Source organism: Aminobacter ciceronei, from assembly GCF_014138625.1.
GTDB classification, from domain to species: Bacteria; Pseudomonadota; Alphaproteobacteria; order Rhizobiales; family Rhizobiaceae; genus Aminobacter; species Aminobacter ciceronei.
Genome location: NZ_JACJHY010000028.1, coordinates 26,836 through 41,191, shown reverse-complemented (window position 1 = coordinate 41,191; position 14,356 = coordinate 26,836). Strand labels below are relative to the sequence as shown.

The 14,356-nt window shown below is 63.0% G+C and carries 17 protein-coding genes; 6 read left to right on the top strand and 11 right to left on the bottom strand.

From position 1 onward, the window contains the following. Positions 1-308 precede the first annotated feature (308 nt). The 3 genes from HNQ95_RS24630 (at position 309) to HNQ95_RS24620 (ending at position 3,697) form a co-directional block, all read left to right on the top strand. Positions 309-2,462, top strand: coding sequence for a transglycosylase domain-containing protein (locus HNQ95_RS24630; protein WP_182575518.1), 2,154 nt, complete (start codon positions 309-311; stop codon positions 2,460-2,462). Between the two features lie 115 nt (positions 2,463-2,577). After that, positions 2,578-3,162 (top strand): DUF1214 domain-containing protein, encoded by a 585-nt coding sequence (locus tag HNQ95_RS24625; protein WP_182575519.1) that lies wholly within the window; start codon positions 2,578-2,580, stop codon positions 3,160-3,162. Next, complete coding sequence (locus tag HNQ95_RS24620) at positions 3,155-3,697, top strand: DUF1254 domain-containing protein (protein ID WP_182575520.1); 543 nt, start codon at positions 3,155-3,157, stop codon at positions 3,695-3,697. The genes HNQ95_RS24625 and HNQ95_RS24620 overlap by 8 nt, the downstream gene beginning before the upstream one ends. Before the next feature lie 60 nt (positions 3,698-3,757). Here HNQ95_RS24620 and HNQ95_RS24615 read toward each other — a convergent pair whose 3' ends face one another. Then, positions 3,758-3,925, bottom strand: coding sequence for a hypothetical protein (locus HNQ95_RS24615; protein ID WP_246719269.1), 168 nt, complete (start codon positions 3,923-3,925; stop codon positions 3,758-3,760). 414 nt (positions 3,926-4,339) lie between these two features. Here HNQ95_RS24615 and HNQ95_RS24610 point away from each other — a divergent pair, with 414 nt between their 5' ends. After that, entirely contained in the window at positions 4,340-5,347 is a 1,008-nt protein-coding gene (locus tag HNQ95_RS24610; protein ID WP_182575521.1) for a DUF2336 domain-containing protein, read from the top strand. Here HNQ95_RS24610 and HNQ95_RS24605 read toward each other — a convergent pair. The 3 genes from HNQ95_RS24605 to HNQ95_RS24595 form a co-directional block, all read right to left on the bottom strand. Continuing rightward, positions 5,334-5,681 (bottom strand): DUF1491 family protein, encoded by a 348-nt coding sequence (locus HNQ95_RS24605; protein WP_067964346.1) that lies wholly within the window; start codon positions 5,679-5,681, stop codon positions 5,334-5,336. The two genes, HNQ95_RS24610 and HNQ95_RS24605, sit on opposite strands and share 14 nt — an antisense overlap. Before the next feature lie 83 nt (positions 5,682-5,764). After that, on the bottom strand, positions 5,765-6,559 hold the full coding sequence (locus HNQ95_RS24600) for a peptidoglycan-binding domain-containing protein (RefSeq protein ID WP_067964347.1): 795 nt from the start codon (positions 6,557-6,559) through the stop codon (positions 5,765-5,767). Then, a complete protein-coding gene (locus HNQ95_RS24595) occupies positions 6,534-8,309 on the bottom strand; it encodes a sensor histidine kinase (protein ID WP_246340961.1) in 1,776 nt (591 codons plus the stop codon). Before HNQ95_RS24595 ends, HNQ95_RS24600 begins: the two co-directional genes overlap by 26 nt. 453 nt (positions 8,310-8,762) lie before the next feature. On the opposite strand from HNQ95_RS24595, the gene HNQ95_RS24590 reads away from it, so the two are divergent. Together HNQ95_RS24590 and HNQ95_RS24585 are read left to right on the top strand one after the other, a co-directional pair. Next, positions 8,763-9,164: a DUF5330 domain-containing protein gene (locus tag HNQ95_RS24590; RefSeq protein ID WP_182575522.1), complete on the top strand. Its 402-nt coding sequence runs from the start codon at positions 8,763-8,765 to the stop codon at positions 9,162-9,164. A gap of 212 nt (positions 9,165-9,376) precedes the next feature. Beyond that, entirely contained in the window at positions 9,377-9,805 is a 429-nt protein-coding gene (locus tag HNQ95_RS24585) for a SufE family protein (protein WP_182575523.1), read from the top strand. 327 nt (positions 9,806-10,132) lie between these two features. On the opposite strand, the gene HNQ95_RS24580 is transcribed toward HNQ95_RS24585, so the two are convergent. The 7 genes from HNQ95_RS24580 to HNQ95_RS24550 all read right to left on the bottom strand — a co-directional run bounded on the left by HNQ95_RS24580 (position 10,133) and on the right by HNQ95_RS24550 (position 14,355). Beyond that, positions 10,133-10,558 carry a Ros/MucR family transcriptional regulator gene (locus HNQ95_RS24580; RefSeq protein ID WP_154384984.1) on the bottom strand — a complete coding sequence of 142 codons (426 nt, stop codon included), beginning with the start codon at positions 10,556-10,558 and terminating at the stop codon, positions 10,133-10,135. A gap of 266 nt (positions 10,559-10,824) precedes the next feature. Then, positions 10,825-11,199 (bottom strand): monovalent cation/H(+) antiporter subunit G, encoded by a 375-nt coding sequence (gene mnhG, locus HNQ95_RS24575; RefSeq protein WP_154384983.1) that lies wholly within the window; start codon positions 11,197-11,199, stop codon positions 10,825-10,827. Further along, complete coding sequence (locus HNQ95_RS24570) at positions 11,196-11,510, bottom strand: cation:proton antiporter (RefSeq protein WP_083948784.1); 315 nt, start codon at positions 11,508-11,510, stop codon at positions 11,196-11,198. The genes mnhG and HNQ95_RS24570 overlap by 4 nt, the downstream gene beginning before the upstream one ends. After that, entirely contained in the window at positions 11,510-11,983 is a 474-nt protein-coding gene (locus HNQ95_RS24565; protein ID WP_067964359.1) for a Na+/H+ antiporter subunit E, read from the bottom strand. Before HNQ95_RS24565 ends, HNQ95_RS24570 begins: the two co-directional genes overlap by 1 nt. Continuing rightward, entirely contained in the window at positions 11,980-13,554 is a 1,575-nt protein-coding gene (locus HNQ95_RS24560) for a Na+/H+ antiporter subunit D (RefSeq protein WP_182575524.1), read from the bottom strand. The genes HNQ95_RS24565 and HNQ95_RS24560 overlap by 4 nt, the downstream gene beginning before the upstream one ends. 4 nt (positions 13,555-13,558) lie before the next feature. Continuing rightward, a complete protein-coding gene (locus tag HNQ95_RS24555) occupies positions 13,559-13,936 on the bottom strand; it encodes a Na+/H+ antiporter subunit C (RefSeq protein WP_182575525.1) in 378 nt (125 codons plus the stop codon). Then, positions 13,936-14,355 carry a Na+/H+ antiporter subunit B gene (locus HNQ95_RS24550; protein WP_067964367.1) on the bottom strand — a complete coding sequence of 140 codons (420 nt, stop codon included), beginning with the start codon at positions 14,353-14,355 and terminating at the stop codon, positions 13,936-13,938. Before HNQ95_RS24550 ends, HNQ95_RS24555 begins: the two co-directional genes overlap by 1 nt. Position 14,356: the final 1 nt, after the last annotated feature.

Below are 14,356 nucleotides of genomic sequence, written 5' to 3'. Positions count from 1 at the left end.
CGCCCAGGGATCACCCGCATCAGGGTATCGGTCATCGCCGCATCGTCGACACCGCCAAAAAGCCTGCCCCGATCGGCATGGTCATGGCGGCGGCCCGGATCGCAGATTTCGGGGGTTCGGGTTCAATATGTTCATGATCTCCGGGGTAAAGCAGCTTGCCTGCTAATCGCTGGACTGTGTTCAACTTGCTCTTGTCGCGGCAACAAAAATCGGGGACAAGTCGAAGCTGGGCCGAGGGACGCGCGCCCTGAATTCGCCAGCAAAAGCGTTTTGGTGTAAGCTGCAGTCACGTGCCGGGCTCGTCTCGAATGGAAAATCCCATCCCACCGCGCAAGAAACGAGGCCGCATCTCGGCGGGTCTGCTGGCATTCGACGCCTGGCTCGACTCGTCGCTGTATGAACTCCGCTTCCGGGCGCAGCAGTTCTGGGAAAATGCCACCATCTTCTTCCGCCGCTTCCGCGTCAAAGGCTGGCGCCGCGGCGTCATCGAGGTCCTGAGCGAATCCTTCACCATGGCCGCAGGCGGCTCGGTGGTGATGCTGGCGCTGGCCATGCCGGCCTTCCAGGAAACCACCGGCAACTGGCGCAACCAGGACGACTTCGCCGTCACCTTCCTCGACCGCTACGGCAACGAGATCGGCCAGCGCGGCATCATCCAGCGCGACTCGGTGCCGGTCGACGAGATGCCGGACCATGTCATCAAGGCGGTGCTGGCGACCGAGGACCGGCGCTTCTTCGAGCATTACGGCATCGACTTTCTCGGCCTTGTCAGGGCCATGTCGGAAAACGTCCGCGCCAATTCGGTGGTCCAGGGCGGTTCGAGCCTGACCCAGCAGCTGGCCAAGAACCTGTTCCTGACCAACGAACGCACCGTCGAGCGCAAGGTCAAGGAAGCCTTCCTGTCGATCTGGCTCGAATCGAACCTGTCCAAGAAAGAGATCCTGCAGCTCTATCTCGACCGCGCCTATATGGGCGGCGGCACCTTCGGCATTGCAGCTGCGGCCGACTTCTACTTCGGCAAGCAGGTCAAGGACCTCAACCTCGCCGAGGCGGCGATGCTTGCCGGCCTGTTCAAGGCGCCGACCAAATACGCGCCCCACATCAACCTTCCCGCCGCCCGCGCCCGCGCCAATGTGGTGCTCAGCAACCTGGTGCAGGCAGGCTTCATGACCGAAGGCCAGGTGCTGTCGGCACGGCTGCATCCAGCCGACATCGTCGACCGTGGCGACCGCAAGAGCCCCGACTATTTCCTCGACTGGGCCTTCGACGAGGTCAAGAAGATCGCAGCGAAATCAGGCATCCACTCGCTGGTCGCCCGCACCACCATCGACATGAACATCCAGAAGGCGGCGGAAGAGTCGGTCGAATTTCACCTTCGCCAGTTCGGCAAGGAGTATCACGTCACCGAAGGTGCGGTCGTCGTCATCGAGACCAATGGTGCGGTGCGCGCCATCGTCGGTGGGCGTGACTATGGCGCCAGCCAGTTCAACCGCGCCACCAGGGCGCAGCGCCAGACCGGCTCGTCGTTCAAGCCCTATGTCTATGCCACCGCCATGGAAAACGGCTTCACGCCGGAATCGGTCATTTCGGATGGCCCGATCAGCTGGGGTGCCTGGTCGCCGAAGAACTACACCCGCGGCTATTCCGGGCGCATGACGCTGTCGACCGCGCTGATCAAGTCGATCAACACCGTGCCGGTACGCCTTGCCAAGGACCATCTGTCGATCCCGCCGATCAAGGCGATGGCCGAGGCGATGGGCGTCGAATCTCCTGTCAGCTCGCACAAGACGATGGTGCTTGGCACCTCGGGCCTGACCGTCATGGATCAGGCGACCGGCTACAGCGTGCTGGCGCAGAACGGCATCGTCGGCACCCGCCACGGCATCACCCAGCTCGTCACCCATTCCGGCCAGCTCATCTACGACTACAGCAAGGATGCGCCGCCGCCGCACCGCGTGCTGTCCGAGCAGGCGGTCGCCTCGATGAACTCGATCATGGTGCAGATCCCCGAGGTCGGCACGGCGCGCAAGGCGGCGCTGCCCAACATCCGCTCCGCCGGCAAGACGGGAACCACCCAATCCTATCGCGACGCCTGGTACATCGGCTACACCGGCAACTACACAGCCGCCGTCTGGCTGGGCAATGACGACTTCTCGACCACCAACAACATGACCGGCGGCTCGCTTCCTGCCATGGTCTGGCAGCGCTTCATGGCCTACGCCCACCAGAACATCGACCTCAAGCCGATTCCCGGCATCAAGGATCCCTATGTCGATCCGGCGGCCATCGCCAAGGCAGAGGAAGCCGCCAAGAACGGGCCGCAGCAGGCCGTCGATACCTCCGACCGTCCTCCCGTCCTGTCCAGCACGACCACCCGTGCGCTGCGCGACATCGCCGACGTCTTCCACAAGGCGCCCGCGATCGTTGCACCGCCCGAACCCGAGACGCTGTCGGCACTGTGACATCGGGGCAAGGATCCAGCCAGCACATGTTCGCCCACCGGTTGCAGCCGCTGCCCGCTTGCCTTCCTGTCAAAGGGCAGGATATTCCTCCGCCAACTCCATCCTGCGGCGGCTCATGCTGAAACAATCGATCCTGATCGCCCTCGCCATCGCCATCGCTGTCGGCGGCGGCGCTGCCAGTGTCGGCATGGTGCTGAACTCGCAGGAGGGCATCGGCGCCGTGTCAGTCGGCCCCTGGACCGCCTTTCCCGACATCGGCACCCCGGAAGCCGACCCCTATTCGAAAGCGCGTGTCGCCCGCGACGGCGTTCTGGCGCTGGGCCGCGCCGAAGGCCTCAGCTTTGTCGCCGACCGCGACTCCGCAGGCGTTACCCTGAAGAGCGAATGCAACTACCGCATCGAAGGGTCGCTGCCGGTCGCCCGATTCTGGACGCTCTATGCGACCGACAGGGCGCATATCCCGCTCAAATCGGGGATACGCCGCGATGCCACGCTGCATTCACTGGAAGTGCTGCGCCAGCCCGACAACTCGATCAGCGTCGCGGTCGGCACGCGGCCCGAACCAGGCAACTGGCTCTCGGTCACAGGTGTCGGCGCGATGAACCTGGTGCTGACCTTCTACGACACGCCCATTGCCAGCAGCACCGGCCTCTCCGGCATCGAGATGCCGCGCATCGTCAGGGTCCAGTGCAATGCGTAGGCTGCTTCATGCCCTGGCGATCGGCCTGATCGGCGCCGGCATCGCCCACATCGTCATCCTGCTTCTGGTGCCGAGCTTCTCCGAGCGCGATGCCTGGTCGCGCCTTGCCATGGTCGCCGGCCCCAACAAGGTCGTCCGTCTCGACCAGGAGATCGGCGGCACGCCGGTGGTGAAGGCGCTCGATCCGTCCTTCTTCGAGGCCGCCTGCCGCTTCGATCTCGACGAAGGTGTCGTCCGCATCGACAATGCCGGCAAGGTCCCCTACTGGTCGGTCTCGGTCTACGACCGCAGCGGGCAGAACATCTACAGCTTCAACGACCGCACCGCGACCGACGGCACCCTCGATTTCGTTGTGCTGACACCGGCACAGATGATCGACCTGCGCAAGGAGCTGCCAACCGAGTTCGAGAGATCGATTTTCGTCGAAACGCCCATCGATGAAGGCATCGTCGTCGTTCGCGTCTTCGTTCCCGACGACAGCTGGAAGCCGACGGTGTCGCGCTTCCTCGACGGCATCAACTGCGACATCCAGTAAGGGTGCGCAGCAAGCCGGGCGTGCAATGCCCAGCCTTGCGGATGCTCCGCTCCGTTGCCTTCAGTGACGCGGCACCGGATCGTTGCGGCGGGGCGCATCGTTGCGCAACTCACCGGCACCCGAAGCCGGGCCCTTGGTCCGCTCGTAGCGCACGCCTGGAAAGATGATGATGGATGCCGAAGTTTCCGCTGTCCGGGGAGACCGGCGGATGGCCGCCTGACGCGGCATGAATGACACAACACTGCCCATGGTTCGCGATTTCCCTCTCGGTTCGACCGGAGTAAGCACGCAACGCCTCCGCTTCGATAAGGCCAGCAGAGAGGTTAACAGACCGTTACTGCCAAGGATTTGATTCAATTCCTGGTTCTCGCCTGCGCCCTTGGCACCCCCTTGATATCCGATCGCCGTTAGACGCGCGTGAAAGCAGCAGCATTGCCGATGACACGGGCCTGGTGCGGCCCGCTTTGCCCGGTTTCGCTGGAAAATCCGCGTAACCAATTGGTAACAAACGGATTCCTTAACGCCAGAGTTAACAGTGCGCTAACAAATCCTCGCTAAGTTTATGTTCACCTTAGGAAGCCATGGCGCGTGGGCGTCAGACGATCCAGGGCAGTGTCGAGTTTTTGTCAGGCGTACCCGTTCGTGTCAGCATCGGACTTCAGGCAGATTGCCATCGGACGCGAAACCGGTAAGCCAGAGCGGCTGTTCCGAGCAGCAGTCTCAGCCTTCTGCGCCCTGCCCCGGCCTTCGCGCCGCGAGATCGCCCAACTGGAAGACCTGACTCTGCCGCTGTTCGACAAGGTGTCGGTGGAAGCCCGCCGGTTTGTCGCCGCAGCCCTTTCGGAAAGCGAATACGCGCCGTTCGGCCTGGTCCGCAAACTCTGCGACGAACCCGTCGACATCGCAGCACCGCTGCTCGTGCGGTCACCTGTTCTGTCCGACGTCACGCTGATCGCGCTGATCGGCCGTCACGGCCTGCCGCATGCGCGCGCGATCGCCCGCCGCCCGAACCTGCACAAGACCATTGCCGACCTGATCCGGGTGCTCGAGCGCCCACGCTTGGTGTATCCCGAAGTGACCAGGCAGCAGGAGACGGCCGCCAACGCGTCGCAAGCCGCCGAAGCGATCGCTGCACCCGACATGTCCAATGGCCCCGTCCCCGGTGAGCTTGCCGAGAATGTCCGCCGCAAGCTGCGCGCGATGATGACGCCGGCCACGCCCCGCCAGGCAATGCCGGATGAAGAGCGCGCGCCGGCCTACGACAGGCTCAAGACGACGGCGCTGACGGGCAACGACAGCTTCTTCCAGACAGCGCTTGCCGACGCGCTGGAAATCGACCTTCTCGCCGCTCGCTCGATCACCGAGAAGTCTGGCTATTCCCAGCTCATCGACGCGCTCAAGGCGCTCGACCTCGCCGAAGAGCAGGCATTCCTGCTCGCCGCTGCCATCCTGCCCGGCCAGTTCGCCCATGCGGAATCGGTCAGGCTGTTCCTGGAGCGCTATCGCGCCCTGCATCGCGACGTGGCACTCGACCGTGTTCGCGACTGGAAGGCCGCGTCGGTCGGTGCCCGCATCCGCAGCAATGCCGAGCGCCTGCAGACGAGGGTCAAGTCCTCTACGCCCAAGGGCGACCGGCTCAAGGCGTCGTAATCGCAACGAGGTCGACGATCCCGGTCTTGCCGGGCTCGATCTCGACCACCCAAATGTCGGGGTCGAAACGCCGCTCGCGTTCGAGCCGCTTTTCGATCGCCGTGCCGTCATCATCGCTTTCAAGCAGGCTGAACTGGCGTTCGCCGGGTCGGGCCATGTCGTAGCTGGTCTGCGGTGCCGGGCCGTAGAGGTTCGAGCGGCCGAAACGATCGCGGGTGAGGATGAAGACGGCACCGGCTTCCAGCGCGCCACGGTTGAGGATCGCGCCAAACCCGCCTTCGCCGAAGACGCGACGCAAAAGGGCCGACACCCAGAAGTCAGTGGTGAGACGCATAGGACCGGCCCGATCGCAGTTTCGACGAAGCCTCTATAGCGGCTCGGCGCGCACAGGCCAATCCGAGCCAATGCTGCCCTGCTTCAGTTGGTCAGGCCGATCTCGCGCATCTTGGCATAGACGCCAGGGTCGGGCTCGCCCGTTTCCGGCAGCCCGAACAGAGCCTGGAATTCACGGATTGCGGACTTCGTCCGTGCCCCTGGGACGCCGTCGATCTCGATGCCGTCATTGCCGAAAGCCTTCAGCCCGGCCTGGATCTTCATGATCCGCGCGCTGGTATCTGCGGCAGGCTCGGCACGTGCCGGCGTCGCAGCCTGTGTTGCCCTTTGTGCCGCTGCAGGCATCACCTGTTCACGTGGTGTCGGTCGCGGGGCTATGCCTGCGGTGGTGTCGGCCGCGCCCAGTTGCTCGAGCAGCTGCGCGTCGATTTCGCCTGATGCCGCCATGCCGACCTTCTTCTGGTAGGCCTGGATGGCGCCGCGCGTTGCCGGACCGTTCAACCCGTCGACGTTGCCGTCGTAGAACGCAAGGTCCTTGAGAATACCCTGCACCCGTTCGATGCGCGGATCGCCCTGCGGGCGCACGGCCTCCGCAGCCTCCTCGGGACGTTCGATCTTGATCGTCGTCTCGGGCGCGTTCTGGTTCATGTCGGGAAACTCGACCGCTTCGCGGGTCGAGAAGAAGGCGCCCTTGTGCGCATAGGGCTGATACCAGAGCGCATTCGCCGAGACATAAAACAGCGCCACCATGAACGCCGTCGATCCGCCCACCAGGACCGGGTTGCGGGCAATCAGCCCGCCGAGCGCCAGGACGCCGTCCTGCAGCGGGCTACGTTCCTCAATGACCTGCCGTTTAGCTTGCTTTGCGGAGCGGGCCACTGCGCATCTCCTTGTTCCTGCCGGCAGGAAGCTTCATCAACTCGCCCCGCGCAGGCTCGGGCCGGTAGGCGGGGCCCTCGATGGGCAGGCTGATGGTGACGGTCGTTCCTTCGTCCGGCGCGCTCTCGATCGACATCGTGCCGTCGTGCAGGGCAACCAGTCCCTTGACCAGCGACAGTCCGAGGCCGGTGCCTTCGAAGCGGCGGGTATAGTCGTTCTGGATCTGCGTGAACGGCGTGCCCAGCCGCGACAGGTCGTCCTGTGCAATGCCGATGCCCGTGTCGGAAACCCAGAAGTGCAGGCGCGAACCGAGACGCTTGGCGCCGATCTCGACCCTGCCGCCATCGGGCGTGAACTTGACCGCATTGGAGACGAGGTTGATCAGCATCTGCTGCACGGCGCGCCGGTCAGCCTTGACCTCGCCGGTGCCGGCGGCCACCTCTACCACCAGGTCAAGCGACTTGGCCTGCGCCTGCAGCGCCAGCATCGAAGCGCACATGTCGACAGCATCGCGGAACCTGAACGGCTCAGGCGTGATCGCATAGCAGCCCGATTCGATCTTGGTGACGTCGAGGATCGAATTCACCACGTCGAGCAGGTGCTGGCCGGAATCGCGGACGATGCCGACATATTCCTTCTGGCGCGGCTCCTTGAAGCCACCGAACATCTCGTGCAGCAACATGTCGGAAAAACCGATGATGGCATTCAGCGGCGTCCGCAGTTCGTGGCTCACGGCAGCCAGGAAGTTGCTCTTGGCGAGTTCGGCGCTCTTGACCGCATCGGCTGCCGTCGCCAGTTGGTCACGCAGATCGGAAACCGTGTCGTTGTTGCGGACGACGGCAACGAAGGCCTGGCCGTCGGCCTTCATCAGCTCGAGCGCGAACGGCCGGAAATTGTCACCGGCGTCACCCTCATTCTGCCTGGGCAGGCGCAGGCGCAATTCAACCTCGCGCAGTTGCGCACCGTCGCGCATGTCAGCCAGCGCGCAGAGATAGCCGACACGATCGGCAACATGGATGCGGTCGAAAAGCGCCGTTCCCAACAGCAGCTCCGGCTGCAGCCTGAGCATTGTCCGAGCCTGCTCGGAGACGTCGGTCACGTCGCCATTATGGGCAATGCGCAGCACAACCGCCTTGAGGATCGTTTCGAGAGAACCAGCGGGCGCGTCTTGCTGTTCGACGCGGCGATCGAGGAAAGCACCGGCACGAACGGCAAATGTGGCAAGCCAGGCAACCGGCAGAAGCCACTGCCAGGCCGAGACGGCTGCGCCATCTGCAAAAGGCATGGAACCGAGAGCAGCCTGGGACAGCAGCGCGACGGCGGCCGCCACAGTGCCAAGCTTTGCCGCCTTGCGCGTCCGCCAGACCCACAGCGCCTCGAGCGGGAGTGCCGCGACAAGCAATGTCGCCGGCGACGTCAGTCCGCCCGCCGCGGCAACGATCGCAGCGATCGCAGTCGTTGCGACAACAAGAGATGTCGCGCCGATCTGTCCGGTCTTGCCGGTCGCAGCAATCAGCAATGCAGCAAGCCAGCTCAGGCTGAAGGCCGCGAAAATGACGGCAAAGGTCGAGGCTGCGCCGAGATTGGCAGAGACCAGGAACACACCCGCGCCGGCAACCAGGAAAGGCGCCGCCAGCAGCAAGCCGACGAGGCGCCGCTGGCGCGAACGCTCGATGCCATCTGCTGACGGATGGACCAGCCGGTCGCAGCCGCCGGCCATCGCGCCGGAAAACTCACCGTATCTGGTCATGACAAAACTCAACGCTACGCACTCTTCCGTGGCTCGCTTTGCGGCTCTTCTGTAGTTGTCCCAAACTCGCACCGAGCCTTTAATGAAGGGATAAGGCTGGCCGACCGAAACCCGGCTACGCGGCGAATATCGGGATCACAGCGCCGACATTCGAGAACAGTTATCGCCATGGTAAACAGGGGGTTATTTGCCGACTTGGCGCCTGCGAATCTGTCCTGGCCGCATTTCCCCGCGGTTTTTCAATTTAAATCAATTGCTTACGGAAACCGTGAGACATTGCCTGCGAAACCACCTGCGCAAGCCGAGCCAGTCCGTTAAACTTTGGTGAAAAGCCTGCGCAAAATGCCACCGTTTGCAGCAATCGCTCCTTTGTTCCTCCATGTCATTGTCGGCTCAACAAGATGTGGGTCGACAAAAAAACAATCAGGCCCGCCACACAGTAAGAGGCACACCATGGGCTTTCTCATCAGGACCGCATTCTGGTTCTCGCTCGTCCTTCTTGTTCTGCCGCTCGGCACCGGGCCGAATGGCGAGAACAGCGTGAGCCCGCTGCAGGCGATCTTTGCCGCCCGCGAAGCCGTCGGCGACCTCGCCGGCATCTGCGAGCGCAAGCCTGACGTCTGCGAGACGGGCAAGGCCGCGATCCAGACCATCGGTGTCAGGGCCCGTGAAAGCGCCCGCATCGCCTATCAGGCGCTCGATGAGCAGTTCGGCCAGCCCGACACGGCAACGCAGACCGGCAGCGTTCCCGAGGCTGCTCCAGAGGCTGGCCCGGAAGCTGGCCCGGAAGCTGGCATCGTGCCGGCCGAGGCTGCCGCCGTGCCGACCCCGAGGCCCGCGGCTCCGGCCAACTGATTTCCGACACAAGGCATTGCCGCGAACGGAGCAGGCGTTCGGGCAGCCAATCCCTTTCGGTTCAGCGCTTCGGCTCAGCCAGCCCGGCTGCAAGCTCAAGGCGCCAGGCCCCACCGCAGGTCGCCCGCCTCTGGCGCCTGCGGTGTCTTTCTTTGTTCGTGACGGGCTTTTTTCGTGACGGGCAGCGATGCTGCGACTATATCCAACCCATCATGACGGCTTCGATCGACACCATTCGCGACGACTTCTCATTCCTCGAGGAATGGGAGGACCGCTATCGCTATGTCATCGAATTGGGTGAAGCGCTGCCGCCCTTTCCGGAAAGCGCCCAGACCGACAGCAACAAGGTGCAAGGCTGCGTCAGCCAGGTCTGGCTGGTGACCCATCTTGGCGACGGGACCGACCCGGTCATCCATTTCCAAGGCACTTCCGACGCCCATATCGTGCGCGGCCTGGTTGCCATCATGCTTGCGCTCTTTTCAGGCCATCGCGCCAGCGAGATCACGGCCATCGACGCCGAGGCGACGCTGAAGGAGCTTGGCCTCAACGAGCATCTGTCGCCCCAGCGCGCAAACGGCCTGCGTTCGATGGTCAAGCGCATCAAGCGTGATGCCGAGGCAGCGCTCCACCAGATCGCCTGAGCCTCCGTCTCAGCCGCATCTCGGGCGCCTCCGTCCCTTGATGCTGGGCAGCACCTTTTCAGCTCGGCAGCACCTTGCGGTGACGTCGACGCATTGTCGTGCGGCGAGCACCGCATCGGCCGAGCAGGCAATCGAACGCGAGAGGCCCAGAGGATCGCCACCGGAGCGATGATCTCGATCGCCGCATCGTCCTCAGGCAGGTGCGCGACCGGCTGACGAGCGTCTTTCCTGGCCAGCCGGACCAGCTGTCGCTGTGCCGCACCATCCCAGGCCAAAACGCAATGCGGCGCCCGCGGGCGCCGCAAGCTGAAACTCTTTCGAAGGGCGTTACTTGCTCTTGCGCTTGCGGCCGAGGCCCATCTTCTTGGCGAGCTGCGAACGCGCAGCCGCATAGTTGGGCGCCACCATGGGATAGGCGGCGTCAAGGCCCCACTTCTCGCGATACTGGTCGGGGGTCATGTTGTAGTGCGTCATCAGGTGACGCTTCAACGATTTGAACTTCTTACCATCTTCAAGGCAAATGATGTAGTCGTCGTGCACCGAGCGCTTGGGATTGACGGCCGGCTTCTGCTTGTCGGCTGGCGGCGTCTCGGTGACATTGCCAACGCGGCCGAGAGCTGCGTGGACATCTGCGATCAGGCCCGGAAGTTCTCCCACCGGAACTGGATTGTTGCTGACATAGGCAGCCACCACATCGGCGGTCAACTCGATCAGCGTGTCATTGTTGGTTGCAGGCGTTTCGGAAGTATCCATATGCTTAGGCCCCAATGTGACTGGATGTTTTTTTGCCCGATATTCCGATCGGGATGCGGTGCGTTCTTGTATCGTAGATTGCCTCTGCGACTCGCACTCCATCACTTTAATGAGCCCGTCTCCAGAACAAGTCAATTCACTATTCTTTGTGAACTACAACAACAATGATTTCATCACTTCTCTAACAAATGAACCTTTTTGATACGCTGACGCCTTCAAATGAGATGATTTTTGACAACGCTGAAAGTTGTCCCGAAAGGTCATTATCAACCTTCAGTGCCAGAGGGGCCGTTCTTCTTTGCCACGGCAGCCGTTTCAGCCAAATCGTCGCTCACTGCCCCCTCCCACATGCGATAACCGGCCGAATATGCCGCCTTGGCAAGCAGATGGGCCGAGATCGGCGCTGTCAGCAGGAAGAACACGACCCCAGCCAGCGCCCGCAATGCGGTTGCCGGTTCGCCGATGTGCGCAGCAAGCGCGATCAGCATCAGACAAGATCCCACCGTGCCGGCCTTCGACGCCGCATGCATGCGCGTGTAAAGATCAGGAAGTCGCAACAACCCGACAGATGCCACAAGCGCAAACAACGCGCCGACGATGATGAGACCTCCGGCCAGATAGTCGGCTGCTCCGTCGATCATGGCCTGTCCTCTTCGGCTTCTTCTTTCTTCGCATCGATGCCGCCGCTCAACACGAAACGCGCGAAGGCAACCGTCGCCAGGAAGCCGACAAGACCAAGCGCGATGGCGACATCGACATACAATGTGAAGCCCGAACGCACGCCAAGAACGGCAATAAATCCGATAGCAACGGCAACAAGCATGTCGAGCGCCAGGATCCGGTCCGGCAAGGACGGCCCCTTCACGACGCGCACCACCACCAGCAGAAACGAGATGGTGAGAACGCCCAACGCAAAGATCGCGCTGATGTTGAGGAAAGCAGTTCCAGACATCATCTGAATGCCTCCAGTATTCTGCGCTCGAAGCCTTGGGCGATGTCGCGCCGCGCCTGGTCCAGGTCGGAACAGTCCATCCCATGAATAAACAGCGTGCGCCGGTCATCGGAAACGTCGACTGACAAGGTGCCGGGCGTGAGCGTGATCAGATTTGCGAGCAAGGTGATCTCGAAATCCCGGTCGACCTTCAAAGGATAGGCGAAGATGCCGGGTTTGATGTCCATGCGTGGCGACAGCACCAGCTTTGCAACCCTGAAGGCCGAGAGGAAAAGTTCCTTGATGAACAAGGCAATCAGCAGAAGAAGCGCCACCGGGCGGATGACGGCCCTGGTGGCCTGGATCTGGTCGCGCACCAGGAACAGGACCACCCATCCGACGGCAAAACCAAAGACCAGATTGGGGATCGAGTAGCTTCCCGAGACAGCGACCCAGACAAGCGCCAGTATCAATTCGTTGCGGAAAGGGATCATGATCCACTCCCCGCCGGGAAGACTGCCTGTATATAGGCCGAAGCGTCGAGCAGTCCGCTGGCCGCCGCCGTCGAGAGCCGAATGAAGGGCTCCGGCAGGACGCCCATCGCGAGCATCGCCGCAACAAGAACGACAAGGGCTGAGCAACCCGGCGCCGACATCGGACCAGCGGCCGCTGTCTTGTCACTTGAAGCTTTGTCACCTGGAGCCTCGCGCCAGAAAGCGAGGATCAACACACGACCAAGGGCCACGGTCGCCAGGAAGCCGCTCACCAGGATAGCGGCCGCAATCTGCCAGGCTCCACTGTCGAGCGACGCCCGCACCAGCATCACCTTCGGCCACAGTCCCGAGCCGGGAGGCAGGCCGGCTACCGCGAGCGAGATGATGAAGGCGAGCGCGGCGAGAAATGGACTTGCGCCATAGAGCCCTGACAGGCTGTGCAGCGAAAAACTGCCGCCGCGCTGGCGCATCAGCCCGCCGAGCAAGTACAGCGCCGACAGCGCCAGCATCGAATGCAGTGCGTAGAAGATCGCGCCCGACAGCCCGCCATTGCTGCCCAGCGCGATGCCGGCAAGCATGATCCCGACGCCCGAGATGACCAGGAAGCCGGCGATCCTGCGGATGTCGGATTGCGCCAGGGCGCCAAGCGCGCCGATAAGCATGGTCGCCACCGCCACCCAGCCGATGAGACCGGCCAGCACCAACCGTTCGGCGGCGAAGATCATCACCAGCGTCCGCAACAGTGCGTAGATGCCGACCTTGGTCAAAAGACCGCCAAACAGCGCGCCGGTGATGACGGGCGGCGTGTGATAGGACGCCGGCAGCCAGAAATTGAGCGGAAAGGCCGCCGCCTTCATGCCGAAGGCGAGCAGATAGAGCGTGGCCAGCGTCATCAGCGGCGCAGCCGTGCCGATCTGGCCTGCGCGTGTGGCAAGGTCGGCCATGTTCAGCGTGCCGAACGTGCCATAGAGATAGCCGGTCGCGATCAGGAACAAGGTCGTGCCGACCAGGTTCAGGATCGCATATTTGGTGGCGCCGTCGATCTGCGCCTTGTCGGACCCCAGGATCAGCAAGCCGAAGGACGAGATCAGGAAGACCTCGAACCAGACATAGAGGTTGAACATGTCCCCGGTCAGGAAGGCGCCGCTGACGCCGGCCATCATCAGCATCAGGAACGGATAGAAGCCGTAGCGCCTGCCGGTCGCGTCGATGTCGCGCAGCGAATAGGCGCAGCAAACGAATGCGACGAGCGAAGCCGTCAGCGAAAATGCAGCCCCCAGCACGTCAGCGGTAAAGGAGATGCCGAATGGCGGCAGCCAGCTTCCCATCGTCATCGACACCGGGCCTGTTGCCAGCACGCGCTGCAGCAGCAGGCCATTGGCGCCGACCATGACCACGAGCACAACCAGCGCCAGCACCGCATGCCAGCGAATGCTGTGCCGGATCAACAGAAGCACGGCCCCCCCAATGATCGGCAGTACGACCGGGGCAATGACCAGCCAATCGACTGATGCAATCGGCCCGGCAACCATCGCAGCGGCCTTGTCGACGATCTCACCTTGCACGGCCATGGTCTCAGTACCCCATCGGCGGCAAGCCGTCGTCCACGGGCTCGGCGACACGCATGCTGTCGGTGTCGTCGGTACCGATCTCCTGATAGGCGCGATAGGCAAGCACCAGCAGGAAGCAGAAGAAGCAGAACGAGATGACGATTGCCGTCAGGATCAGCGCCTGCGGCAACGGATTGACCACGGCGCCCGCCGGCACGTCGAGACCTTCCGCGATGATCGGCGGCACCTCGCGGATGATGCGGCCATTGGTGAAGATCAGAAGATTGACCGCGTTGCCGAACAGCACAACGCCGAGCAGGATGCGGATGATGTGCCGCGACAGCATCAGATAGATGCCGGCAGCGAAGAACAGGCCGACGAGGATGGCGAACACGGCTTCCATCAGTCGTGCTCCCTGTCTTCGAGCGCCAGAGCGATCGAGGTGAACGAGCCGACCACGACCAGATAGACGCCGATGTCGAAGACGATGACCGTCGACAGGTCGATAGACATCCCGAAGAAGGCGGGCGACATCCACAGCCCGGTCAGGAACGGCACGCCGAACAGAAGCGACGGCAGACCAGCCGCAGCGGCGGCAAACAGCCCAAAGCCTGATATCGCCATGGGGTGGAAGTAGAGTGCCCGGCGCACCGCCGGCACGCCAAAGGCGATGCCGTGGATGGCGAAGGCGGATGCCGCGATCAGGCCGCCGGTGAAACCGCCGCCCGGCTCATTGTGGCCGCGCAACAAGACGAACACCGAAAACATCAGCATCAGGCCGGTGAGGTAGGGTGCGGCGGTGCGGAAAATCAGCGTCTGCATG